This window comes from Flavobacterium sp. UBA7682, assembly GCF_002482945.1.
Lineage (GTDB): Bacteria > Bacteroidota > Bacteroidia > Flavobacteriales > Flavobacteriaceae > Flavobacterium.
Genome location: NZ_DLGY01000048.1, coordinates 1 through 23,022, shown reverse-complemented (window position 1 = coordinate 23,022; position 23,022 = coordinate 1). Strand labels below are relative to the sequence as shown.

Here is a 23,022-nt window from a genome sequence, read left to right as displayed (position 1 = left end):
CTGCACTTTGGAATGGACGCTAACTAGTTTATATGTATTACAAAATCATACTTATCCATCTAATTCATGCAAGATAAGTATGATTGCTGTCATATCCATTTACTGTTGCTAATGTATGTAAAAATATTACAAATTTTTAATATCTTTAATCTTTGAGGTTATAATTATCAACAATTAATGCAAACAAAAAAGCCTTTCTTTCGAAAGGCTATTAAACACTAATTGTTTTAATAATTGTGGTTTTATTTATTGAGTAATTTTTCTAAGTAAGCTACTTTATCTTTTTCGGATTGAAGTAATTCTCTATACAAAGCTTTATTTTCTTCATATGCTTCAACTAGCTTATCAATAGGATTGAAGTTAAAATGATTTTGGTTATTGTTACCAAAGGCACTATTCGTACCACTATTGTCATAAAAACTATTGAAAAAATTTACAACATTCTCTTCGGAAAAGTTTTTAATCGCTTCTGTAGTCATTCCCAATTCTTTAGCAATTTGTTCTAATCTATCCTCTTCTACAGTTGCGCTGTTTTCGATAGTTGAAATGGTCTGTTGACTAACGCCTAGAGCTATAGCCAGTGCTTCCTGCTTCATTCCACGAAGCTCTCTGATACGGCTGATATTACGGCCAATATGCTTTGGTTTTGTAGTAGTTTCCATAATCCAAATATAAAAAGATTTAATAATACTTACTATGCAATTCGGTATTATTTTGTAGTCAAAAATGAATAGCTATGATAGGATTTATTTATTAAGCAGTATAGTAAGTTTAGGATTAAGTACCCGAGCCAAAGGCGAATTGAGCGAAGCTAATTATATTTGTATAACTATAATAGGATTTATTTAATAATCTGTATAGTTATTTTAGGTTTGAAATTAAAAGGAGGACTGCCGGTGGCAGTCAGGTAAAAAAATCTTTTGACCTTTACTGGTTTAGCTAGTCCATACCTCCGCCATAGCTCCTATATAGCTCCCTTATAGATGAAGCATCAATGGTGACAGTTAACCACAATCTCCCAACTCCTAACGCTTCTAGTTCATAGCTAGTATATAGCTGCTGTATAGGAAAGCCCTACTTACTATATGAGGAGTATATCAAAACATGCATTATGTCAAATAGTTTAACAGGTAGTAAGCCTATAGGTATATCAAAGCTTTATAAACAATCAATTTTGCAAATTAATTTTCCCTTAAAAACAAAGCGGTCAGCACCGTGAAAACATAAAATGTACTACATTAGCACAGCAAACCCAACGATCAATGAAGCACATTTTAATAGTAGAAGACGAAGAAGGAATTGTTCAGTTCCTAACGCAAGGCTTGGAAGAGGAAGGCTATCAAATATCTTCGGCCAACAATGGGAAATCAGGGTTAGAGCTTTTTCAAAATGAAAAATTTGATTTGGTCTTACTCGATTGGATGTTACCCAAAATGACCGGCGTAGAAGTCTGCAAAGCCATTCGATTGCAAAACACCAAAGTGCCCATCATTTTCCTAACCGCCAAAGACACGGTGCAAGAAACCGTAGAAGGGTTAAAAAGTGGTGCTAATGATTATATCAAAAAGCCTTTTAGTTTTGACGAACTGGTAGAACGCATTAAAGTACAGTTGCGTGACCAACCCGAAAATGAAATCTTAACGCTTGGTCCGGTAGAAATTAATTTGCAAAAGCATCAGGTTACCGTGGATAAGAAAGAAGTGTCGCTTACGCAAAAGGAGTTTGATTTGCTTCATTATTTGGTTAAAAACAAAGGAACGGTTTGCTCTAGAACCCAAATCATACAAGACGTTTGGGACATTCATTTTGAATATGATACCGGCGTAATCGACGTATTCATGAACGCCATACGAAAAAAACTAAACCTTAAAGTGGAAGAAGATTATATCAAAACCATTCGTGGTGTTGGGTATATTGCTAATGACGAATGAGCCAATAAGAATTTGAAGTCTAAAGGTTTGGAAGGTTATTTGACCACGAATTTAACAGATGTTACAGATTGGCACTGATTTAAAAATAGCACTGAATAATCTGTGTAATCTGTGGCTAAATTTTTTCAGAAGCTAAAAATAAAATGCACAATTATATATTTTGACCGTAAATGCAACAATTTTCATTTAAAAACAGAATCGCGTCCAATTATATCATTACAACGGCCTTGTTGATATTGGTGGTCTTCTTTGCTATCTATTCTATAGTGCGCTTTAGTGTGTCTGTTAGAGTTGATAACGAAATTAAAACCGAAGTAACCAAGCATTTAAAAGAGATTGAAGTCATAGAAAACTGCGTTTTACTGATTGAGGAAGAAGAGTGGAAGACCAGTCAGTTTAACAAAGTAGAGGTCAGTCCGGCTTTTATTCAATTTGTTGACGAATTAGGCGCTATGGTGGAAAAATCACCCAACCTAAAACAGAAACAACTGACCTACAAAGCTAGTGCGCCTGTGAATGAATTGTTTGACACTAAGTTAGAAAACATTTCGGTAAGACAAATTCAAGTACCGCTTTATCAAGGTACAAAAATCATTGGCTTCATGATTGTAGCCATGTCGCTTGAGGATTCCATAATGGTTTTAAACAATTTGTTTACCATTATGCTGATTGCTTATCCAATGATATTATTAGTGCTGTTTCTCATCGCACGATTTATCGCCGGTAGAAGTATAAAGCCAATAAGTACTATCATTGAAACGTCTAATGATATTACAAAAGACAATCTGAAATCGAGAATTCCGTTGCCTCAAAATCGTGATGAATTGTTTATCTTATCGCAAACTATCAATAACTTATTGGATAGGGTAGAGAATGCCATTGAACGCGAAAAACAGTTTACATCAGATGCGTCGCATGAACTGAGAACACCATTGGCAGTTATTAAAGGAACTTTAGAAGTGTTAGTTCGTAAACCTCGTAATCCTGAGGAATATAAAGAAAAAATAGACTTTTGTATTAATGAAGTAAATCGTTTGAATCACTTGGTGGATGAATTGCTTTTATTGGCTCGTTTCGAAAACCAAAAACAAACTTTAAAGTTGGAAAAGGTTTCATTAAATGCCATTTTCCTCGATGTTATTTCTCGAAATTCAACCATTATAAGCGAGAAGAAAATTAAATGTGTGGCCAACTTCCCGAAAGATTTTTATGTTACTACCGATGCGTATTTGCTTGGCATTATAGTAAACAACATTTTAACCAATGCGGTGAAATATTCTAAACCCAATGACACCATCAACTTTGACATCATTGAAACCGAAAATAAATTGATTTGTTCTGTTTCTGATCAAGGAATTGGTATTGCAGAAGAAGATTTGCAGAAGATTTTTGACCAATTTTATCGTTCTAAATCAAACGAACATCCGGAAATCAAAGGAACAGGTTTGGGATTGTCCATTGTAAAAAGATTATCGTTATTACTTCAAATAGATTTGCAAATAGAAAGCGAAGAAAACAAAGGAACCAAAGTCATTTTAGATTTTATTAAATAATTGACAATGTGACAATTATCATGTTCCGCAAAGTAAATAATGAGTATTTTTGAATTAAACTAAACAACAAAACCATGAACGACGCTCACTTACACCTATTAGTTAACCATTTTCCAATCATCGGGACGATTATTGGATTGGGCATTTTAATTGCCGGTATTGCATTAAAGAACAAGGCGGTAAAGAACACGGCATTTGTTGTACTGATTGTGGCAGCTGTTTTTGGCTTTGCATCAATGTCAACCGGTGAAGGTGCAGAAGAATTGGTAGAAGACATGCCAAGCGTTGGTAAAAAAATAATTCACGAGCACGAAGAATTAGCAGAGAAGTTTGTTTTGATACTTTATGTTACGGGAGCTTTCGCGCTATTGTCCTTAATTGCCACCGCTAAAAACCATTCTAAAGCCAAATTATTTACGTGGATAACTTTACTGTTAACCATAGTTACAGTAGTCTTGGTAAAAAATGTTGGTACTTCAGGTGGTGAAATTCGCCATACAGAGATTAGAGCCAATGCCAACAGTCCTGAAATTGCTGCTCCTGAAAATGGAGGCGAACAGGAAGAAGATTAAACTTTTTAAACTTACTATAAACGAACCTAACAGTTATTTCTGTTAGGTTTTTTTATTTTAAAGCGATATAAATTAAGATATTTCAATAAAAAATATGCATTATCGATTATCTGCTAATTTTTTTGAAACGCTTTGTTAGCAAGCAGCAATAAAGTATATTTACGTTCTATGTAAAATAAAGATTAAGCATGCGCAGCACTGATGACAATGTAACGGAAGATTTAGCACTCAAGAAAATTATTGAACCCCAACTCAATATTATTTTAACTACTGACGAAGACGACGAAAGACCGGTTTATATCTCCGGTAACTTCAATAATTGGGTAACTCAAGACAAGAATTTTGAAATGGAACGCGTAGGGCAAGGTTTGTATCATTACAAGTTTGCCCACGATTTTACTTATCCCGACGAACTTTTATACAAATTTACCCGCGGCGATTGGAGCGAAGTCGAAATAGATAAATTTGGGAATCGTACTGAAAACAGAAGTTGCAAACAACACAACGGCGTGCGCAAAGAGCATGTGGCCAAATGGCGACACAATTGGTTACCATTTAAATCAAAGTTTTTACCGAAAGTTCATTTGATTTCTGAAGAATTCGAAATTCCGCAATTGAATAAAACCCGCAGAGTATGGGCATTGTTGCCTCATGATTATGAAAAGACAACAGAGACTTATCCGGTGTTGTATCTTCAAGATGCCCAAAATTTATTCAATGAAAAAGCCAAATACGGCAATTGGGAAATCGATAAAAAACTCGCTGTAATGGCGGAATACAAGATTGGCAAAATCATCATTATAGCAGTTGAACATGCTGAAAAAGAAAGGATTAAAGAATACAATGTCGGCAATACCGTTTTAGGCAGTGGCGAAGGCAAAAAGTACATTCGTTTTGTTACCGAAACGTTGAAACCCTTTGTAGATGCCAATTTCAGAACCAAACCCGAACGCGAATACACCGGAATTGGTGGCAGTTCTATGGGCGGATTGGTCAGCATTTTTTCGGGGATTATGTATCCGGAAATCTTTGGCAAGTTGATGATATTTTCGCCATCGCTTTGGGTTGTTCCTAAAATCAAATTGTCATTCCTGGACATGGACGAACCACAAGAAACGCGAATTTATCTTTATGCCGGTGGCGATGAAAGTACGACCATGATTGATCACGTGCAGCATTTTAAAAAACGATTACTCAAAAAAGAAGGTTTCGCCGATAAAATGAAAGTGCGTTTAAGCCTCAATATGGAAGGCAAACACAACGAGAGATATTGGAGCGATGAATTCCCAAAAGCAATAGAATGGCTTTATTTTAGTACTAAAGAAGAATAAATTAGAATTATGAAGACAAAACAAATAAAATCCCTTGACGGGTTTACCGGAACCATTTTAATTCCGGTGTATGAAACCAATGCTAAAAGTATAGTGCCAATTGAATACCACGGCACCACAGTTTCTTCCAAGGTATTTTACGGAAAAAAAGACACGCATTATTTAGTCGAAAAATACGATTGCACTCATGTCTTTATTGGTTTAGGTGCAGCCATTGATTACAAATCGATTAAAACCATTTTCAGACGAATTGCTTCCAAACAAAAAGAGGTTTTCGGTCAAAATGTAGCTTTGGCTTTTCCGGAAAAATTCAATCCGAATGAAGTAGAAGCAGCTGTTTCCGGATTGGTTTTAGGAACTTATGATTTAGGTCATTACAAGAAAAATGAAACGCATCCTTTAGCAAAAGACAATTTCGAATTGCAATATTTGGCCAAAAACGATGTAGAAGAAGCGATAAACAAAGGAATCAAAATCGCCAACGCGCAATTAGAAACTTTCAACTTGGTTGATTTACCACCTAATAAAGTCAACCCAAAATACTTAGCCGATTGGGCCACCGAAGCCGGTGAAAAATATGGTTTTGAAGTAACCGTTTTTGGGAAAGCAAAATCAACTGAAATAGGTTTGCATTCTTTTCTGTCGGTTGGCAAAGGCAGTGCCAATGAACCGCAATTCATCATCATGGAATACAAACCCGAAAAAGCGAAGAAACATATCGGTTTGGTTGGGAAAGGAATTACGTTTGACACCGGAGGATTGAATATTAAAACCGCCGGAATGGTTCAAATGAAATGTGATATGGCCGGTGGCGCAGCAGTTTTAGGCGCAATGCAATTGATAGCTGATTTGCAATTGCCTTATCGCGTGACTGCTATTGTGCCTGCGTGTGAAAATTCGGTGGATGCGCATTCGTTTATGCCGAGTGATGTGATTCAAAGCTATGCCGGACATTCGATAGAAATCATTGATACCGATGCTGAAGGCCGATTGATATTAGTCGATGGATTATCGTATTTGATTAAAAATTACAAACCGGAAACGGTGATTGATTTAGCTACTTTAACCGGAAGTGTCATTGGCACTTTAGGCTACGAATGCGCCGGTTTGTTTACCAATAATGAAGAGTTGTCCAAAAGATTACAGCAATCAGGTGACGCCATCGGTGAGCGTTTGTGGCAATTACCGCTTTGGGATGAATACAAACCGGATATCGACAGCGAGATTGCCGATGTGAAAAACTATTCGGGTAAACCGGTTGCCGGAGCGATTTCGGCAGCGAAGTTTTTAGAATATTTCACCGAAGACCATAAATCGTGGGCACATTTGGATATAGCCGGCGTGGCTTTTGGCGATGATGAATTCGCTAAGACCAAACATGCAACAGCTTATGGCGTACATTTAATTACTAAATTTATTGAAAATCTATAGCATATGGAAAATCCAATCAAAAATTTCATTTGTATTTCCAACTATTTTAAAGGGAATGATTTCTTAATTAATTTGAAGAAACAGGGCAATAAAGTCTATTTAATTACTTCGGAAAAGTTGCGCGACAAACCGTGGGCTTTTGATTACATAGACGAAATATATTTTATGCCCGGACAAGATGTTGATTGGAATTTGGAGGAATTATTAGCCGGTGTTGCCGGTTTAATGCGCGAAAGAAAGATTGACGGCATAGTGGCATTAGATGATTTTGATGTGGAAAAGGCAGCTTATTTGCGTGAGAATCTAAGAATCTCCGGAATGGGACAAACCACCGGAAGGTATTTCCGAGACAAATTGGCGATGAGAATGCGAGCCAAAGACGCAGGTATTCCGATTCCTGCTTTTAGTCCGTTGTTTAATGATGTTGAAATTAATGAATTTGCCGATACGGTTGCGCCACCATGGGTTTTAAAACCACGTTCGGAAGCTTCGGCTTCGGGAATTATGAAGGTTCATTCTGCAGCCGAACTTTGGGAAAAAATCCACGGATTAGGCGATAATCGAATCAAATATTTGGTGGAACAATTCAAACCTGGTGCTGTTTATCACTGCGATGGATTGAATTGGCACGGCAAAACGTTATTCTCTATAAGGTCTCAATATTTGGCAACGCCAATGGAAATCTCCCAAGGCGGCGGTATTTTCAGAAGTGCCAATATTCCTTATGATTCCAAAGACGACAAAGCCATCAAAAAACAAAACGAACAAGTTTTAAAAGCTTTTGGCATGCAACATGGTGCCAACCATACCGAGTTTATCAAATGCTATGATGATGGTAAAATCTACTTTTTAGAAACGGCATCGCGTGTTGGAGGCGCGCACTTAGCCGAAATGGTTGAGGCGGCTTCAGGTGTAAATCTTTGGAGCGAATGGGCCAAAATAGAAGATGCGTTAGTCAAAGGCAAACAATACAAATTGCCAACCATCAAAAAAGAATTCGCCGGGATTGTACTGACGTTGTCCAAATTTGAACATCCTGATTTATCCGGTTTTAATGATACTGAGGTTTGTTTCCGTGTACCTTTAGATTTCCACGCCGGGTTGATTGTAAAAAGCGATAATCACGCTCGTGTCAGAGAATTGCTTGACAATTACGCTGATCGTTTGATCAGAGATTTTGCAACTACGGCTCAGCAAGAAGCGGTAAAGAAGTTACATTAATAAATACGCAGATTTAAGCATAATAGAATAATCTGTGTTAAAAATTTATGACCAATAAAACCTATACCAAACTCAACTTCCATTCGCATACATTTTGTATTTGGAAAGAAGTGCCTTTTTCCCAAATAAAGGATTTAAAAATCAATTATACCAGTCAATCCGGTAGTCAATATATTTTTACGATTGAAGGTTTGTATCGCATTTCCAATCATTGGGGAAGAGTGGCGAATTGTCATTGGCGATTGATTCCATTAACGGAATTTAAAAACCAAAACATCACGGTTGCTTTCGCTCATTGGACTGATTTTTATTCTAATGATGACACTTCGAAGTTGTTTTATGTCAAAGTAAATAGGGAAACCAAAGAAGTTAATTTTTACCACAAACTCTCGGCAGATGACAATGAAAAAGTGGTTTTAAGAAACGCCAAAGATACTGCTAAAACCATCAGAACTATCAAAGAAGTCTTGACCCAAGACGATTGGGCAAAGTATCTGCAATATGAAGATTTGGAAACTTTGCGAAGCGAAATTGTAACTGAATTGGTAAATACTTCCAAGACCTTTTTGGAAGTAAAGAAGACTTATTTAGGTTAGTCTTGTTCAAACATGCCAACCGTTCCACCAACCCAATCTTTGTCTTTATTGAATTTGACACCGATCATTTCGCCACGACTTAATCGAACTAAATTGGTTACTAGAGTAGGAGATGGCGCGTCTTTTTTCCAAACCGCTAATATTCGAACTTCTGCCTTTACTTTTCCGTCTGGTGATTGAATGATGGGTTTATAGTTGACTTTTTTCTGTAATATGTATAAATCTTTTTCTTCTACAGCTTCAATATCTTCGCGTTTTACATGGAAAATCACGCCACTTCCTGAGAAAGAAAACAATGGTTTCAAAACATAATTTTCTAAATCATCAGGGATTTCATTTAAGTCAGAGAGTAAAGTCGTATCGATAAAATATTTTCCTTTTAAATAAGGCAAAATGAACTTACTGATTCTGAAAAACCAATTCGGATGACCGGCCCATTCTACGTCGTATTCTTTCGAGAAATCGAAGTTCAATGCTAAATCGGATCGCAAATCCAATTCGTCAAAAATCACGCGATTGTATATGCGCTTCACTTGCGTTTCTTCGCCTTGAGTATTTTTATAAAAGAGTTGATTTCCCTTTTCATACAATTCGGTTACACAAACAATTGGAATGCCTAAATCGCTGTGACAATAATAGAAATCAATTTTCGTGTTTTGCTTTTCAGGTTCGATTTCTAATAAAATCACATTCTCTTTTGGAAAATTATTACAAATTACTTCTTCGATTAGTCTCAAATAACTTTCCGGATTCAATCCGCTTAAGAATGGCGTCAACTCAGACAGAAAAGGGTAGTGGTTGACAAATTTTTGGGACAAATGATTCTGAAAATTGAATAACGAAGGAAAACCTTGTACTTCAATCAGCTTTGGTACAATTGCTCCATCTTCTTCACAAATGCCAAAATCAATCGCTAAAAAGGTAGTGTGATTGTCTTCATTTGGTACTTTTCTGTTTAATTCTAAAGCTCTATTAGTAAGTGATTTAAAATCGTCCTTTTGAATGAAATTAATAACTTCTTGACAACCTTCTAGCAATTGTTCTTTTAACGAATTCGGAATAAAAAAAGGAGATTCACCAATTCGGAAAGTCACTGTATAATCGAAATCTGAACTGATATCAGCTTGCATGGCATCATATTTGACCACCGTAAAGTTGTCGTTGAATTGTTGGCGAAATTTTTGATTCATTGTATAAATCTAATTGGAAAGTGATTTTCTATGTTTCATCAAGTCATTAATGGCTATGCGTAAGAAATTCGGAATAATGGTTTCGTTGGTTTTATAGATTTTGTCTTCGTCTAATAAATCTTCTAACATATCGCGAAACTTGGTTTTACCTTTCATGGCGATAATGTGTTCGCGTCTTTCTCTGTTTTTTAAATTGGCAACAAAACTCAACGCATCAGCTTCGGGATGAAATTGCAAGCCAACGAATTCATCCGAAAAACGAACTCCCATAATGGCACGTTCGTATTCTACATGCGTTCTCATTTTTTCCAAAGCGATAATCATGGCACCTTTTTTGCTGAAAATGCTCAGCTTAGGCTGAACCACTTGGTAATCGCGACTATCAATGGCATAAAAAGGATTATTCAAACCTTCTAAAACCGGGTCGTTGGTTCCGGCTTCTGTTTTGTGAATGGTCATTACGCCGAAAGAAGTAGCCTTTCTTTTATTGATTGTTGCCAATCCGAAATGATGACAAGCCATTTGGAAAGAATGACAGATAAACAACATGTGTTTTTTAACTTTTTGTTCTTTATTCCAATGCCATAATTGATCCACAAAATCATACCATTTTAAATCCCAACCATCGCCTTCTAAAGGATTTCCCGGTCCGCCGGTGGAAATAAAAATATCATATTTCTGAATGTCCGGAAACTCTGATTTTCCTCTGACATCAAAAATTTGAAAGGTAACTATTTGGTTAAATCGGTTGACAATATCAATAATACAGCGCATTCCTTGATTCGGTTCTCCGTTGTACATATCTAAAATCGCTATGCGAATGGGGTGACTCATTTTTTTACAATTTGGTAATGCAAAGATAACTTTTATGGTTGTGGGTTGTATGTTCTGGGTTGTAAGTTTTCAAAAGGCGATCAACAAATATTGCCCTACAACTTATAACGTACAACTATAAACCTCTGGTAAATTCGCTGGTAATCATATCAACTACTTTTGTCAAATCTTGCGTGTAATTGAAAACAGCTAATTGTTTATCGGCTCCGGTTCCTTCATTTAGAATGGTGTGAACGTAGTTGATTTCGTCACGACTGCCTAATTCGTCAACCACATCGTCAATAAATTCAAGTAATTCGAGGATCAGACATTTGGTATTGACTTCTTGTTGCAAACCAAAATCAATCATATTGCCTTCAACGCCATATCTTGCGGCACGGAATTTATTTTCCTTAATCAAAGCAATTCTGTAAATATTGAAACTGGTGTTTGCCATAGTCAATTTGTATAATTTTGCAACAATGGCTTGAATGACGGCAACAATACACATCGCTTCATCAACGGTCAAACTCATGTCTGTGATACGAAATTCAATCGTGTCATAGAACGGATGCAAACGCAAATCCCACCAAATTTTCTTCGGATTGTCGATGCATTTGGTTTTGACCAAGGTTTCTAAATAATTGTCATATGCTTGAACGCTGTCAAAATATTCCGGTAAACCGGTTCGTGGAAATTTATCAAATACTTTGGTTCTAAAGGATTTATACCCGGTATTTCTTCCTTCCCAAAAAGGTGAATTGGTAGACAACGCAAAAATATGCGGTAAGAAATAAGTCGCCTGATTCATTAGCTGCAAACCAATTTCACGATTTTCTATTCCGACGTGACAATGCATCCCAAAAATCAGATTGGAACGTGCTGCATCTTGCAATTCGTTGACAATGTGATGGTATCTTGGATCGTCAGTAATAGGTTGGTCTTGCCAACGAGAAAACGGATGTGTTCCGGCGCCACCGACAACTAGGTTTTGTTTGGAGGCCAATTCTACTATTTTACTTCTCAGAAAGCGGATTTCGGCTTTGGCTTCCTTGACGTTTTTACAAATATTGGTTCCAACTTCAACGACGGATTGGTGCATTTCGGCTTTTACCTGCTCGTTTAAAATGATTTTAGCACCATCTACAATTTTGGATAAATGTGAGCGCAAATCGCGGGTTTCAGGATCTATAATTTGATATTCTTCTTCTACACCTAAGGTAAATACGGGTAATTTCTTCGTCATTATTTCACTTTTAAATTAAAGGAAAGTGTTATTTCTCTGCGGCTGCGTTTTTGATAAAATCGCCCCAAGTCAAGTTGATTTTGCCCGGTTTTTGCTTTTTAGCGAAAGCTATCGCCATTTTAGCCGCTTCTTCTACAACCCATTCAAAATTTTCGGCACCAACTGAAGTATATTCTGCATCCGGAGCAGGATTTCCAAAATCGATGGCGTATGGAATTCCGTCACGAACAGCAAATTCAACGGTATTGAAATCATAACCTAAACCTTTGCAAAGACGAAGCGTGTAATCTTTAATCGTTGCCATTAGTTTTTTGTCCGTATTTGGATTTTCGACTACATATCTTAAATGGTGCGGATTTCTTGGTTCGTATGGCATAATGCGAACGGCCTTTCCGCCCAAACAATACACACGATAATAATCATCGAAGACAATTTCCTCTTGTAAAAGCATTACCAACTGTCCGGTTTCTTGGTGTTTTTGCCAAAATTCTTCCTTGTTTTCTAATCGGTAAACATTTTTCCAACCACCACCGGCATAGGGTTTCATATAAGCCGGAAAACCGATGTATTCGAAAATACCTTCCCAATCCATAGGATATTTAAGATTTCTGAATGATTTTGAAGTTGTATCGGTCGGATGTTCCGCAGAAGGCAAAATTACCGTGTTTGGTAGTGGAACGCCAAGTGTATCCGCTAAAGCATTATTAAAAAATTTATCATCGGCACTCCACCAAAATGGATTATTGATTACGTTGGTTCCCGTGAGTGCAGCATTTTTTAAATACGCACGATAAAAAGGAACGTCTTGTGAAATTCTGTCTATAATTACGGCATATTCACCACCTTTGTTTTGCACTACTTTGTCTATGGAAACGGCTTCAGCGATAATTCCTTTTTCGTTTTTTGAGTTTACTCTTTCGATAAACGCATAAGGAAAAGTGTCTTCCATTCCGAATAAAATACCAATTTTCTTCATAACTTTTTGTTTTATTCCGCTGCGCTCCGATTATTAATTTTTCTTAATATCAAATGCCTCGGGTTGTTTTGTCTTACTTATTATTTTAAAAAAACTTAATTCTGGATAAATAATGTGGAAACATTTCGCGCCAAACCGGCCAATCGTGTTCTCGGTCTTGGCGAACGTCTAACCAATGCGGAATGTCTCTTTGGGAAAGAATTTTGCTCAACTTCAAATTGGCATCAAAACAAATGTCCCAATTGGAAGTGCCGAGTATGATGTCCATATTCCATAATTCAGCGTCGTTTAATCCGTGTAAATAATCTTCCGGACTATTGTAGAATACATTATCGTCCCAATGACCGTCCATAAAACTTTTAATGGAAAAGGCTCCGCTTAGCGAAAACATATGACTGACATAACCCGGATGTTTGAGAGCAAAATTTGCTGCATGATAACCACCAAAACTACAGCCGGCTACCGCTACTTTTCCAGCGTAAGTGTTATTTCTTATCTTTTCTACAATTTCGTGGCAAATCATTTTATCGTACCAAACATGGTTTTGGATGCGATGAACAGGATGGATGTTTTTATTGTAGAAACTTTCTTTGTCTATGCTATTAGGACAAAAGATTTGTATCAAACCTTGATCAATATACCATCGGGCACTTTCTATTAAACCTTGGTCTTTATTTTCGTGGTAACTTCCCATAGAAGTAGGGAAGAGGATTACCGGATATCCCGAATGTCCAAAAACCAACATTTCGATTTCACGGCTCAAATTAGGCGAATACCATTTAAAATATTCTTCTTTCATAATTGTTATTCATTTTAACAATTATAATGAAAAATTTGTTGTGAAATATGTAAAACTTTGAATCTTATTAAGTTTTACGATAAAATATTTAATGATATTTAGTTTTTGAAAATTCTCCAAAAAAAGCACTAAATACAAATACGGAATTTAATTATTGTCAAGAATAACAACAATATAAATCCCGTAAGTATAGATAAACAGTAGTTAAAACTGTTTTTGTAGCATAAAAATATAACCAATTAGGCTACGAGTTCAATTAATTGAATTTGACTTTTAAGTCTTTCAATCAACATATTCATCATGCGTTTATTGATATTGGAAGAATTTTGGATATATTCTGCATATTCGTCCAAAGTAAAAAAGGCAATAACCATACCTTTCAAAGAGTTTCTGAATTTGATATCTCTTTGGATAACATTTTCTACGTAGGCCATTTTCTTTTCGGGTGTAAGTGAAAAGAAAACATTCTTTTGTTTCATTGCATAATTGATAAAAACTTGAATGAACAAATCATTTTGTAACTTTAAAATAGGGCGAAGGGTTTTGTTTTGAAAAACTTCCTCAAGCGAGGACTGACTGGTTATCGTTCCTAAAGATTCTCCTCTTAACTCTAGAACATTGTTATCTCTGGCTTCCATATCGGGATTGTATTAGTGGGTTTATATGTTATTTAAAGCGGACTAAAGTTCGCGTACCTTACTGTCACTGGTAGTTTTCCTCTTAATATCAAATATCACTGGCTTCCATTGTTTTTTTAAAGTTATAAAAAAACCTCTGTCGTAAAACAGAGGTCATTTTATAGTTATTAATAATTAATTGTTAATTAGTTATCTTGAATACCGCTTTGCGAACTAAGCGTCTGGCGTAGTCAGAGTTCTTATCGACTGAGCTGTCAATTCCGGCTCCTTTAGCATTCAATCTTGAAGGATTGATTCCGGCTTTGATTAAGATTGCTTTGACATTCTCAGCTCTTGTAGAAGCCAGTTTCTCATTTTTAGCACTGTCCCCAACTTCGTCAGCATAACCCGAAATCTCTACAGATGCCGTTGGATTATTTCTTAAGTAGTTCAACACAAATCCGATGTTGTCTGCTGAAGCAGGTGTAGGTTGTGAGTTACTCTTGTCAAAATAAGCAGCAATATAACCTTCATTGATTAATTGCTCAATCATATTTTTAGACAAAGCAACATTATTATTGTTGGTAATTGTATTGTCAATGTATTTTTCTAATTCATCAGGAACACCATTCGTGTTTTTATCAACCATTCTTCCTTTTGTATCCACGGCAACTCCGGCAAGAGAATTGTTTTCAGCATCTAAATAATCAGGAACACCATCTTTATCAGAATCATTCATTAAGGTTTCAATTTCACCGATTCTGCCATTCAGAGCTTCAATTTCTTTGTCTTTCTTATCCTGAATAATTGCCCAATCTCCGTGGATTTTTTCATTACCGAATGAATAAGAAAGTCCAAGAGTCATAACAATCATTTGTCCTGATAAGTTTTCTGAGCTGTCGGCATAAGATCCATCCCAACTCAAATGTTGTCTGAAATTATTCAAAAGACTGATATCGCCTACAACAGAGAGAGAGTTTGAAATTCTGAACTGAGGAGAAAATCCAACGATTAATCCGCCATTAAGTTCGTCTTTGTCTAAAAGGTCTGAGTGCATTCTGGATATTTGAAGACCTCCATGCAATAACAAACCAAAACGTCCGACAGAATCTTCTAATCCAAACAATCTAACCGCATTGACAACACCTTGAAATCCTACTCTGTATTGGTAAGTTTCAAAGTCTAAACTTCCACTGCCTTTTTGATTGGTGAATTTATCATAATTTAAATCCATTTTTAAACCAAACTTTGGGCTTAACATATAGCGAGCAGCTGCTCCGAAAGAATTTACTTGAAATCCACCGAAAGATCTAGAAGGATCGCTTGAGTAATAACCGTCAGCATATGGTTTAATACCTTTGGCTTGTCCGGCATAAACATCTATAGTCCATCTGTTATAACTATCTCCTAAAGTACCGGTAGTATCAACTGCGACTTGTGCATTTGAAAAATTAAAGGAAAAAATAGCAGTTAAAAGTAGTAGAAAATTCTTCATATATGTTTATTTGCGATTATTAAAAATGTTAAAATCATTACAAATATAAATGTTTACAATTAATAATCAACTTTTTTACCTATTAATGGCAGAAGTGACTAGGTTTTAATTCTAAATTTAATCATAAATTAATATTGGCTGTGTCTTTGAAATCGATTTCGGTTAATGATTTGCCAATTTTTGGAAGTGCTCTGACTGAAATGGTTAATTTTGTTTTGCTAATAAAAACAGATTAATATGAGATTTCATACCAGAAAATGGGTAAAACCGGAAGATTTAAATCCTAACAGCACTTTGTTTGGTGGAAGACTATTGGCTTGGATAGATGAAGAATTGGCTCTCTATTCCATTATTCAATTGGAAAATCCTAAAATTGTAACCAAACACATGTCTGAGATTAATTTCAGAAGTTCGGCTAAGCAAGGTGACATTATTGAAATAGGTATAGATGTTGTTAAATTCGGTGGTTCTTCATTGACTTTGACTTGTCAAGTAAGAAACATGATGACACGTGAAATCATTATCACTATTGACTCTATTACTATGGTAAGTCTTGGCTCGGATGGGAAACCAAAACCACACGGAAAAACGCAAATCGAATATATTCAGGACAGATTGACCGGTTATTGATCTACAAAATCACTTTTACCGGAAGGCATTTCATAAATTTCTAAGTCGAAATAGGGAATAGAAGCAAAAATATGATCGAAAATATCGGACATAATGTATTCGTAATTCTCAAACCGCTTATCATTCGAAAAAGTATAAATTTCCAATGGAATTCCCTGCGGCGTTGGTTGCAACTGTCGACAAAGCAATATCATATCTTTATTCAAACCCGGATATTGGCTTAAATACTGGGTAATGTATTTTCGGAACAACCCAAAATTAGTCATATTCCTTCCGTTAATAAGCAGTGATTTATCAATATTGTGCATTTGATTAAACTTCTCAATTTCATTTTGACGGTGTTCAATATAATTGGTTACCAATTGGATTTTCTTCAACTCTCTTAATTCTTTTTCGTTTAAAAAACGAATGCTGTTGGCCTTAATTAAAATGTGTCTTTTGATTCTTCTACCATTCGAATCCAGCATACCGCGCCAGTTTCTGAAGGAATCTGAAATCATGCTGTAAGTTGGAATAGTAGTGGTAGTATTGTCAAAATTTCGAACTTTTACGGTCGCCAAATTTATTTCGATTACGTCTCCATCGGCACCAAATTTGTCAAATGTAATCCAATCACCAATGCGAACCATATCATTTAAGGAAACCTGAACACTGGCTACAAATCCCAAAATGGTATCTCTGAATATCAAAATGATAATAGCAGAAATAGCTCCGAATGTTCCCAACATTGCACCGGTACTGATTTCAAATATTTTGGAAATAATCATGATAAAACCAAAAACCCACAACACTATCATGATAACCTGAATGTAACTATCAATAGGCTTATCACTGTAAGACGGGTTTGATTTTAAATGATCACGAAAAGCATTAAGAATGGTTTTGATAATCCACAAAGTCAGCAATACGATATAAATACCAACGAGTTTTCCGAAAATGCCTTCCCAATAAACAAAGTTTTCTAAAATAATTGGAACTGATTTGTAGATAAACAATAGCGGAATCAAATGGGCAATGTATTTAGCAGTCTTATTGGAGACCAATAAATCATCGAATCTGGTTTTGGTCCTTCTGGCAATGATTATCATACTTCTTACCAATACATATCGGAATACCCGATAGATTGCATAAACAATTATCATTAGCACCACGATGTTTATCGCCAAACTCAAATAGGAAGATAGTGTTTCGCCAAAATCCCATTTTTTGAACAGCGGATAACTCCAACCAAATATTTTATCGACGATTTTATGCATTCTTCACATATTTTCTTTCTACATAAAAAGTAGCAAACGGAAATAATGACGCCAATTGAACTATCGCAAGTTCTTTTAAACTCCATTTTTGACTTTTAAAAATAGCAAATGCCAATACCACATAACCAATAAACAAAACACCATGCGCCATTCCTATTGGGAATAATAATGTTTTATACAAATCCAAATTGGAAGGTTTGATTACTAACATATTAAAAAATAAAACTAAATAGGATATTCCTTCAGCAATGGCAGTGAACTTGAAAAGTTTGGTCATGTTTTTTTTATTTAAACGCAAAATTAAGTAATAACATCAATAAAGAACCAAAAAGCGTTTACTTTTGTTAGTATAAAAATGAGATGAGTAAAAGAGATTTGAAGAAATACCTGAATGAACTTTCCAAAGCGCAATTGGAAGAGCAAATTATAGAACTGTACGACAAATTCAGTGATGTAAAAGTTTATTACGATTTTGCCTTTAATCCCAATGAAGACAAATTGGTTCGTGAAGCTAAGTTTAAAATCTCTAACGAATATTTTCCGGTAAAGGGAAAGAAATCTAAAATGCGTCGTTCTGTTGCCCAAAAATTCATCAAACACTTCATATCACTGGGCGTTGATTCCTTTATCATTGCCGATATCATGCTTTACAATATTGAAATTGCGCAGACTTTTTCTGCTGAAAAGGTAGTTAAACAAGAATTATTTTTCAAAAGCATGCTGACTTCTTACCAGCAAGCAGTTAGCTTTATGATAGAAAAGGGAATTCTGCATGACTTTAAAAATAGAGTAGTGGCAGTCAAAGATGAAAGTGCTGCTCAAAACTGGTTCAATCAGTACGAGTTTATGGCCGTTGTAGAAAGACTCGAATATTAATTTTTTGTTATTTGGAAATTAAATTGTGTGAGAACTCTTTTTTAGGTGTACTTTTGCAAAATTGTACAAATCACCATGTCTCATAAAGATTTTAACGCCGAAATTGAAGAGAAAAAGGAACTTTACGGTTACCAAAAGGGCGATATTGACAAAATTTTTGAACGATTAGATAATGGTCCGGAAAACCATCATTTGTTGTACCAATTGCCAACCGGCGGTGGAAAAACCGTAATTTTCTCCGAAATTGTTCGCCGTTATTTATCCCAACACGATAAGAAAGTGGTTGTTTTAACACACCGAATTGAGCTTTGCAAGCAAACTTCCAAAATGCTTAAAGGCTTTGATGTCAAAAACAAAATCATCAACAGTAATATCAAAGAATTGCCCGATCAAGATGAATATTCTTGTTTTGTAGCGATGGTGGAAACGTTGAAAAATCGTTTAAACGATGAGAAACTGATGATTGATAATGTAGGTTTGGTGATTATTGACGAAGCGCATTATAATTCGTTTCGGAAACTGCTCAGCCAATTTAAAAAATCTTTCATTTTAGGGGTTACTGCAACGCCTTTGAGTTCTAATATTAAGTTGCCAATGCATCACAATTATGATGAATTGATTGTAGGCGACACCATTCAATCGCTTATAGACAAAGGCTTTTTGGCGAAAGCTACGACTTACAGTTACGATGTTGGACTGACTTCGCTTAAAGTGGGAATCAACGGTGATTATACCGTAAAATCTTCCGACGATTTGTATATGAATATGATCATGCAAGAAAAATTATTGCATGCTTATACGGAGAAATCATTGGGCAAAAAAACGTTGATTTTCAATAATGGTATCAATACTTCGTTGTATGTGTACGATACTTTTAAAGAAGCCGGTTATCCAATAAAACACTTAGACAATACAACGTCAGCTGAAGATAGAAAAGATATTTTACAATGGTTCAAAAAGACTCCGGACGCCATTTTAACTTCGGTTGGCATCTTAACCACAGGATTTGACGAACCAACAGTGGAAAGCATAATTTTAAATCGAGCTACGAAATCATTGACTTTATATTTTCAAATGATTGGTCGTGGTTCGCGTAAATTGCCACACAAAGATAATTTTACCGTTATCGACTTAGGAAACAATGCTTTGCGATTTGGTTTGTGGAATGATCCAGTTGATTGGCAGCATATATTTAAATCTCCGGAATATTACTTGGAAAGTCTGCGTGATGATGCCGAAATTGAATACGGTTTCAAATATACCATGCCGGAAGTAACGCGTAAATTGTTTGCCAAAACTTCTAACATTGATATGGATATTGAAGAAGAATTTAAAAAGAATGCGGCTTTAAATTTGCGTTCTAAAGAAGTCCTTGAAAAATCGATTAACCAACATGCTTTAATGTGTGTTGAAAATACTTCAGATTTGAATGCGGCACGAATGTTGTCTAAAATTTTAGGCGATGATATTGAAAGTCGCGTCAGACGATTTGTAAATTGCTTAGGAAAAACGAGTAAGAATTACCGCGAATGGTTAATTGAAGATTATAAAACCAAATTAACTTTAGCAATAGGAAAAAAGTTTCGTGAATTAAATTTATAATACGATAGTTTAAGTAAGGTAAATTAGATTGTTATTTTACAGATATTTACAAATGATAATTAAAACACAAAAACGCATACTTTTAAAACTATAATTTATATTATGTAAAATAGAATTTTTAAAACATACAACACTATTGCTTTCTTTAGTTTTGAAATGTTTTTTAACAATCACTCTCTAACTTGCCTAAACCTTTACTATTTTTGTGCAGTCAAATCAATCTGATTAAATTCAATTAATGCTATGAGTAATTCAATTGCTGAAAATATTGCCAACTTTTTAAAAGAATATCCGCCTTTTAATTATTTGAGTTATGATGAACTGACTCAAGTTGTAACCAATATTGGCGTTGTCAACTTGGACAAGCACAAAGTTTTATTCAAAATTGATGATAAATTACATGATAGTTTTTATGTTGTAGCTTCCGGAGTAATTAATCTTTCTGTGATTGCCGATTCTGAAGAAACTTTATTAAACAAATGTTATCCCGGAGATGTTTTTGGTCTGCGTCCTTTTTTTGCTAAAAACAATTATATGATGACCGCCAAATCACGTGAAGACAGCATTGTTTATGCTGTTCCTATTAGTGCCTTCAAACCTTTTGTGGCACAAAACCCTCAAGTTTTGGACTTTTTATTAGAAAGTTTTGCCACCAATACGCGTAATCCATTTGACAAAGAAAATCGCGGAAAGCTTATCACTGACAACGTTTACACTGAAAATCAAACCAACGAAATACAATATTTTCAGTCATTGGCCTATAATAAAACGCCTCTGAAAATTGCCGGAAATGCAGCTGTGAAAGATGCTGCCCAATTGATGACCGAAAATTTAATCGACAGCGCTATCATTATTGAACAAAATTGCCCTATTGGAATTGTTACTGATACTGATTTCAGAACCAAAATTGCCAATGGACGCTTCCCTATTTCAACGACTGTAGACAAAATTATGTCGTCGCCAGTAATTACAGTACCTGAAAATGTCTCTGTTGCTGAAGCCCAATTGTTATTATTGAAATACAATGTCAGTCATTTGTGTGTCACTAATGATGGTTCTGATAAATCTGAAGTAAAAGGTATTATTTCTGAACACGACTTAATTGTTGCGCAAGCTAATAATCCTGGCGTTTTAATTAAGGAAATTAAACGTTCCCTATCGCCTAAAGAATTGAAATTGGTCCGTGAAAAACTAACCGATTTGATTCAATCCTCAATCGCTAAAAATATTCCGCTTCCTCATATTTATAATATTACTGGCGAAATTATCACCGCAATTATAAAACGTTCAGTAGAATTGGCAATTCTTGACTTAGGTTCTCCTCCATCGCGATTTGCTTGGTTGAGTATTGGAAGTCAAGGGCGAAAAGAACAACTTTTGTTAACCGACCAAGACAGTATTCTGATTTTTGAAGATGTAGCACCGGAAAAATACCGTGATGTTAAAGATTATTTCTTGAAATTGTCCAAAAGAACTACAACCATTTTGGAAAAAGTAGGTTACCAATTTTGTCCAAATGGCCATATGGCGAGCAATATGCTTTGGTGTAAATCATTGAGCGACTGGATGAAACAGTACAATAATTGGATGAAAACACCGGGAGAAACTTCCAATGATATCAGTAGTATCTTTTTTGATTTTGAAATTGCTTTTGGTGAAGGAAAAATTGAAGATACTATTGCCGATTTGATCTTTAGCAATACTAAAAATAATGCGCTGTTCTTTGATTATCTTGGCAATGATGCACTTCGCAAAAATCCACCGCTTAACTTTTTCAAAAAATTTAATTTGGAAGAAGAAGGTGAAAACAAAGGTAAATTTGATATCAAAAATAGAGCTATCATGCCATTAGTTGATGGTGCTCGACTTTTTGCCATCAGCATGAATTTAAGAGGAATCAACAATACTTATTCACGTTTCAAACAATTGGCTTTAATTGATCCTAAATTCTCTGAAATCTATTTGAATTGTGCCGATGCTTTCTTGATATTGTCTAAATTTAGAACTTTAGAAGGCTTAAAAAATGACAATTCCGGAGATTTTATCAATATTGAAGAACTTACCAAAGTTGATAAAGAAAAATTAAAAAATGCCTTAGCTCCAATGAGAGAATTAGAAGAACTGATCAAGGATAAATTTCAATTAACACAATTCTCCTAATATGCTGGGTTGGATTAAAAATATCAATAAAGAATACCCCGACTTTTGGAAAACCTACTTGTCAAAGTTTGAAACCAAAACCAATAGGTACGTAATTCTAAACACTGAAACCACCGGTTTAAATCCGAAGAAAGATGTAATTCTGTCTTTTGGCGCTATCGCTGTGATAAATGATGTGATTAAAATCGGAGACAATTTTGAAGTAGTAATTTTACAATACAAATACTTACATGATAATGGCTTGTCCAATGAATTTTTAATCGAAAGTAAGTTGCCTAAACTTTCCGAATATAACGCCATTCAAGCATTAGTAGAATATATTGAAAATGCGGTTTTAGTGGGGCACCGAATACACTTTGATATCGAACTGATTAATGAAGCGCTCGAGAAAATGGAATGCGGCAAATTGAAAAATGAAGCCTTAGATATTGAAATCATGCATCAAAAATTAATGGATATCACTAATAAATCCTTTTCTATAGAGGATTTAGTTAAACACTACAAACTTCCTGTAAATGAGCGAAATTCAGCTTCTGATGATGCTTATTCAATTGCTTTATTGTTTTTAAAATTGAAAACAAGATTAGGTTTTAAATAACTAAAAAGCCCGTTTGGGGAAACGGGCTTTAGCGATCTGTCAAAATCAAACAAAACAATAATCAAACTATTTTTTTATTAACATATTAGTGTAATATTTTCTTCCGGTATCCGGATTTGTTGTAACTGA

Annotated in this window: 22 protein-coding genes; 12 read left to right on the top strand and 10 right to left on the bottom strand. The window is 35.3% G+C overall.

Annotated elements, in window-relative coordinates; translation table 11 throughout:
* Positions 1-242: 242 nt before the first annotated feature.
* Positions 243-662: a helix-turn-helix domain-containing protein gene (locus B3C16_RS15020; protein WP_291133022.1), complete on the bottom strand. Its 420-nt coding sequence runs from the start codon at positions 660-662 to the stop codon at positions 243-245.
* 600 nt (positions 663-1,262) lie between these two features.
* On the opposite strand from B3C16_RS15020, the gene B3C16_RS15015 reads away from it, so the two are divergent.
* From B3C16_RS15015 to B3C16_RS14985, 7 genes are all read left to right on the top strand, one after another.
* Complete coding sequence (locus B3C16_RS15015) at positions 1,263-1,931, top strand: response regulator transcription factor (RefSeq protein ID WP_291133020.1); 669 nt, start codon at positions 1,263-1,265, stop codon at positions 1,929-1,931.
* Positions 1,932-2,101: 170 nt separating this feature from the next.
* Complete coding sequence (locus tag B3C16_RS15010) at positions 2,102-3,484, top strand: sensor histidine kinase (protein WP_291133018.1); 1,383 nt, start codon at positions 2,102-2,104, stop codon at positions 3,482-3,484.
* A gap of 74 nt (positions 3,485-3,558) precedes the next feature.
* Positions 3,559-4,056 (top strand): DUF2231 domain-containing protein, encoded by a 498-nt coding sequence (locus tag B3C16_RS15005; RefSeq protein ID WP_291133016.1) that lies wholly within the window; start codon positions 3,559-3,561, stop codon positions 4,054-4,056.
* Between the two features lie 188 nt (positions 4,057-4,244).
* On the top strand, positions 4,245-5,387 hold the full coding sequence (locus B3C16_RS15000) for an alpha/beta hydrolase (RefSeq protein WP_291133014.1): 1,143 nt from the start codon (positions 4,245-4,247) through the stop codon (positions 5,385-5,387).
* Positions 5,388-5,396: 9 nt separating this feature from the next.
* Positions 5,397-6,818, top strand: a complete 1,422-nt coding sequence (locus B3C16_RS14995; protein ID WP_291133012.1) for a leucyl aminopeptidase family protein — start codon at positions 5,397-5,399, stop codon at positions 6,816-6,818.
* A gap of 3 nt (positions 6,819-6,821) precedes the next feature.
* The gene (locus B3C16_RS14990; RefSeq protein ID WP_291133010.1) at positions 6,822-8,039 is read left to right on the top strand and encodes an ATP-grasp domain-containing protein; all 1,218 of its coding nucleotides are present in this window, start codon (positions 6,822-6,824) and stop codon (positions 8,037-8,039) included.
* A gap of 47 nt (positions 8,040-8,086) precedes the next feature.
* Complete coding sequence (locus B3C16_RS14985) at positions 8,087-8,635, top strand: hypothetical protein (RefSeq protein WP_291133009.1); 549 nt, start codon at positions 8,087-8,089, stop codon at positions 8,633-8,635.
* Here B3C16_RS14985 and B3C16_RS14980 read toward each other — a convergent pair.
* The 7 genes from B3C16_RS14980 to B3C16_RS14950 all read right to left on the bottom strand — a co-directional run bounded on the left by B3C16_RS14980 (position 8,632) and on the right by B3C16_RS14950 (position 15,771).
* Positions 8,632-9,825, bottom strand: coding sequence for a hypothetical protein (locus B3C16_RS14980; RefSeq protein WP_291133007.1), 1,194 nt, complete (start codon positions 9,823-9,825; stop codon positions 8,632-8,634). The genes B3C16_RS14985 and B3C16_RS14980 overlap by 4 nt on opposite strands.
* 9 nt (positions 9,826-9,834) lie before the next feature.
* A complete protein-coding gene (locus B3C16_RS14975; RefSeq protein ID WP_291133005.1) occupies positions 9,835-10,659 on the bottom strand; it encodes a type 1 glutamine amidotransferase in 825 nt (274 codons plus the stop codon).
* A 115-nt stretch (positions 10,660-10,774) separates the two neighbouring features.
* Positions 10,775-11,884, bottom strand: a complete 1,110-nt coding sequence (locus B3C16_RS14970; protein ID WP_121313744.1) for a carboxylate-amine ligase — start codon at positions 11,882-11,884, stop codon at positions 10,775-10,777.
* Between the two features lie 28 nt (positions 11,885-11,912).
* The gene (locus B3C16_RS14965; RefSeq protein WP_291133003.1) at positions 11,913-12,860 is read right to left on the bottom strand and encodes an ATP-grasp domain-containing protein; all 948 of its coding nucleotides are present in this window, start codon (positions 12,858-12,860) and stop codon (positions 11,913-11,915) included.
* Between the two features lie 85 nt (positions 12,861-12,945).
* Complete coding sequence (locus B3C16_RS14960) at positions 12,946-13,659, bottom strand: esterase family protein (RefSeq protein WP_121313746.1); 714 nt, start codon at positions 13,657-13,659, stop codon at positions 12,946-12,948.
* Positions 13,660-13,898: 239 nt separating this feature from the next.
* Positions 13,899-14,297: a glyoxalase gene (locus B3C16_RS14955; RefSeq protein ID WP_121313747.1), complete on the bottom strand. Its 399-nt coding sequence runs from the start codon at positions 14,295-14,297 to the stop codon at positions 13,899-13,901.
* 181 nt (positions 14,298-14,478) lie between these two features.
* Positions 14,479-15,771: an OmpA family protein gene (locus B3C16_RS14950; RefSeq protein ID WP_121313748.1), complete on the bottom strand. Its 1,293-nt coding sequence runs from the start codon at positions 15,769-15,771 to the stop codon at positions 14,479-14,481.
* Positions 15,772-16,008: 237 nt separating this feature from the next.
* Here B3C16_RS14950 and B3C16_RS14945 point away from each other — a divergent pair, with 237 nt between their 5' ends.
* The gene (locus B3C16_RS14945) at positions 16,009-16,401 is read left to right on the top strand and encodes an acyl-CoA thioesterase (protein ID WP_291132999.1); all 393 of its coding nucleotides are present in this window, start codon (positions 16,009-16,011) and stop codon (positions 16,399-16,401) included.
* On the opposite strand, the gene B3C16_RS14940 is transcribed toward B3C16_RS14945, so the two are convergent.
* Together B3C16_RS14940 and B3C16_RS14935 are read right to left on the bottom strand one after the other, a co-directional pair.
* Entirely contained in the window at positions 16,395-17,657 is a 1,263-nt protein-coding gene (locus B3C16_RS14940; RefSeq protein ID WP_291132997.1) for a mechanosensitive ion channel family protein, read from the bottom strand. The genes B3C16_RS14945 and B3C16_RS14940 overlap by 7 nt on opposite strands.
* Positions 17,650-17,934, bottom strand: coding sequence for a DUF3817 domain-containing protein (locus B3C16_RS14935; protein WP_121313751.1), 285 nt, complete (start codon positions 17,932-17,934; stop codon positions 17,650-17,652). Before B3C16_RS14935 ends, B3C16_RS14940 begins: the two co-directional genes overlap by 8 nt.
* Positions 17,935-18,017: 83 nt before the next feature.
* On the opposite strand from B3C16_RS14935, the gene B3C16_RS14930 reads away from it, so the two are divergent.
* The 4 genes from B3C16_RS14930 to B3C16_RS14915 all read left to right on the top strand — a co-directional run bounded on the left by B3C16_RS14930 (position 18,018) and on the right by B3C16_RS14915 (position 22,893).
* Entirely contained in the window at positions 18,018-18,533 is a 516-nt protein-coding gene (locus B3C16_RS14930) for a DUF6155 family protein (RefSeq protein ID WP_291132995.1), read from the top strand.
* 75 nt (positions 18,534-18,608) lie between these two features.
* Positions 18,609-20,135, top strand: a complete 1,527-nt coding sequence (locus B3C16_RS14925) for a DEAD/DEAH box helicase (RefSeq protein WP_121313753.1) — start codon at positions 18,609-18,611, stop codon at positions 20,133-20,135.
* A 243-nt stretch (positions 20,136-20,378) separates the two neighbouring features.
* Positions 20,379-22,295: a DUF294 nucleotidyltransferase-like domain-containing protein gene (locus tag B3C16_RS14920; RefSeq protein WP_121313754.1), complete on the top strand. Its 1,917-nt coding sequence runs from the start codon at positions 20,379-20,381 to the stop codon at positions 22,293-22,295.
* Position 22,296: 1 nt separating this feature from the next.
* Positions 22,297-22,893: a 3'-5' exonuclease gene (locus B3C16_RS14915; RefSeq protein WP_121313755.1), complete on the top strand. Its 597-nt coding sequence runs from the start codon at positions 22,297-22,299 to the stop codon at positions 22,891-22,893.
* The last annotated feature ends 129 nt before the right edge of the window (positions 22,894-23,022 follow it).

What these genes read in the sequence shown, in the direction of transcription:
- B3C16_RS14985 (WP_291133009.1), top strand. Translation starts at nt 8,087, where the DNA reads ATGACCAATAAAACCTATACCAAACTCAACTTCCATTCGCATACATTT.
- B3C16_RS14940 (WP_291132997.1), bottom strand. Translation starts at nt 17,657, where the DNA reads ATGCATAAAATCGTCGATAAAATATTTGGTTGGAGTTATCCGCTGTTC.
- B3C16_RS14975 (WP_291133005.1), bottom strand. Translation starts at nt 10,659, where the DNA reads ATGAGTCACCCCATTCGCATAGCGATTTTAGATATGTACAACGGAGAA.
- B3C16_RS14915 (WP_121313755.1), top strand. Translation starts at nt 22,297, where the DNA reads ATGCTGGGTTGGATTAAAAATATCAATAAAGAATACCCCGACTTTTGG.
- B3C16_RS15010 (WP_291133018.1), top strand. Translation starts at nt 2,102, where the DNA reads ATGCAACAATTTTCATTTAAAAACAGAATCGCGTCCAATTATATCATT.
- B3C16_RS14995 (WP_291133012.1), top strand. Translation starts at nt 5,397, where the DNA reads ATGAAGACAAAACAAATAAAATCCCTTGACGGGTTTACCGGAACCATT.
- B3C16_RS15020 (WP_291133022.1), bottom strand. Translation starts at nt 662, where the DNA reads ATGGAAACTACTACAAAACCAAAGCATATTGGCCGTAATATCAGCCGT.
- B3C16_RS14955 (WP_121313747.1), bottom strand. Translation starts at nt 14,297, where the DNA reads ATGGAAGCCAGAGATAACAATGTTCTAGAGTTAAGAGGAGAATCTTTA.
- B3C16_RS14930 (WP_291132995.1), top strand. Translation starts at nt 18,018, where the DNA reads ATGAGTAAAAGAGATTTGAAGAAATACCTGAATGAACTTTCCAAAGCG.
- B3C16_RS15000 (WP_291133014.1), top strand. Translation starts at nt 4,245, where the DNA reads ATGCGCAGCACTGATGACAATGTAACGGAAGATTTAGCACTCAAGAAA.
- B3C16_RS14925 (WP_121313753.1), top strand. Translation starts at nt 18,609, where the DNA reads ATGTCTCATAAAGATTTTAACGCCGAAATTGAAGAGAAAAAGGAACTT.
- B3C16_RS14950 (WP_121313748.1), bottom strand. Translation starts at nt 15,771, where the DNA reads ATGAAGAATTTTCTACTACTTTTAACTGCTATTTTTTCCTTTAATTTT.
- B3C16_RS15015 (WP_291133020.1), top strand. Translation starts at nt 1,263, where the DNA reads ATGAAGCACATTTTAATAGTAGAAGACGAAGAAGGAATTGTTCAGTTC.
- B3C16_RS14970 (WP_121313744.1), bottom strand. Translation starts at nt 11,884, where the DNA reads ATGACGAAGAAATTACCCGTATTTACCTTAGGTGTAGAAGAAGAATAT.
- B3C16_RS15005 (WP_291133016.1), top strand. Translation starts at nt 3,559, where the DNA reads ATGAACGACGCTCACTTACACCTATTAGTTAACCATTTTCCAATCATC.
- B3C16_RS14980 (WP_291133007.1), bottom strand. Translation starts at nt 9,825, where the DNA reads ATGAATCAAAAATTTCGCCAACAATTCAACGACAACTTTACGGTGGTC.
- B3C16_RS14920 (WP_121313754.1), top strand. Translation starts at nt 20,379, where the DNA reads ATGAGTAATTCAATTGCTGAAAATATTGCCAACTTTTTAAAAGAATAT.
- B3C16_RS14935 (WP_121313751.1), bottom strand. Translation starts at nt 17,934, where the DNA reads ATGACCAAACTTTTCAAGTTCACTGCCATTGCTGAAGGAATATCCTAT.
- B3C16_RS14960 (WP_121313746.1), bottom strand. Translation starts at nt 13,659, where the DNA reads ATGAAAGAAGAATATTTTAAATGGTATTCGCCTAATTTGAGCCGTGAA.
- B3C16_RS14945 (WP_291132999.1), top strand. Translation starts at nt 16,009, where the DNA reads ATGAGATTTCATACCAGAAAATGGGTAAAACCGGAAGATTTAAATCCT.
- B3C16_RS14990 (WP_291133010.1), top strand. Translation starts at nt 6,822, where the DNA reads ATGGAAAATCCAATCAAAAATTTCATTTGTATTTCCAACTATTTTAAA.
- B3C16_RS14965 (WP_291133003.1), bottom strand. Translation starts at nt 12,860, where the DNA reads ATGAAGAAAATTGGTATTTTATTCGGAATGGAAGACACTTTTCCTTAT.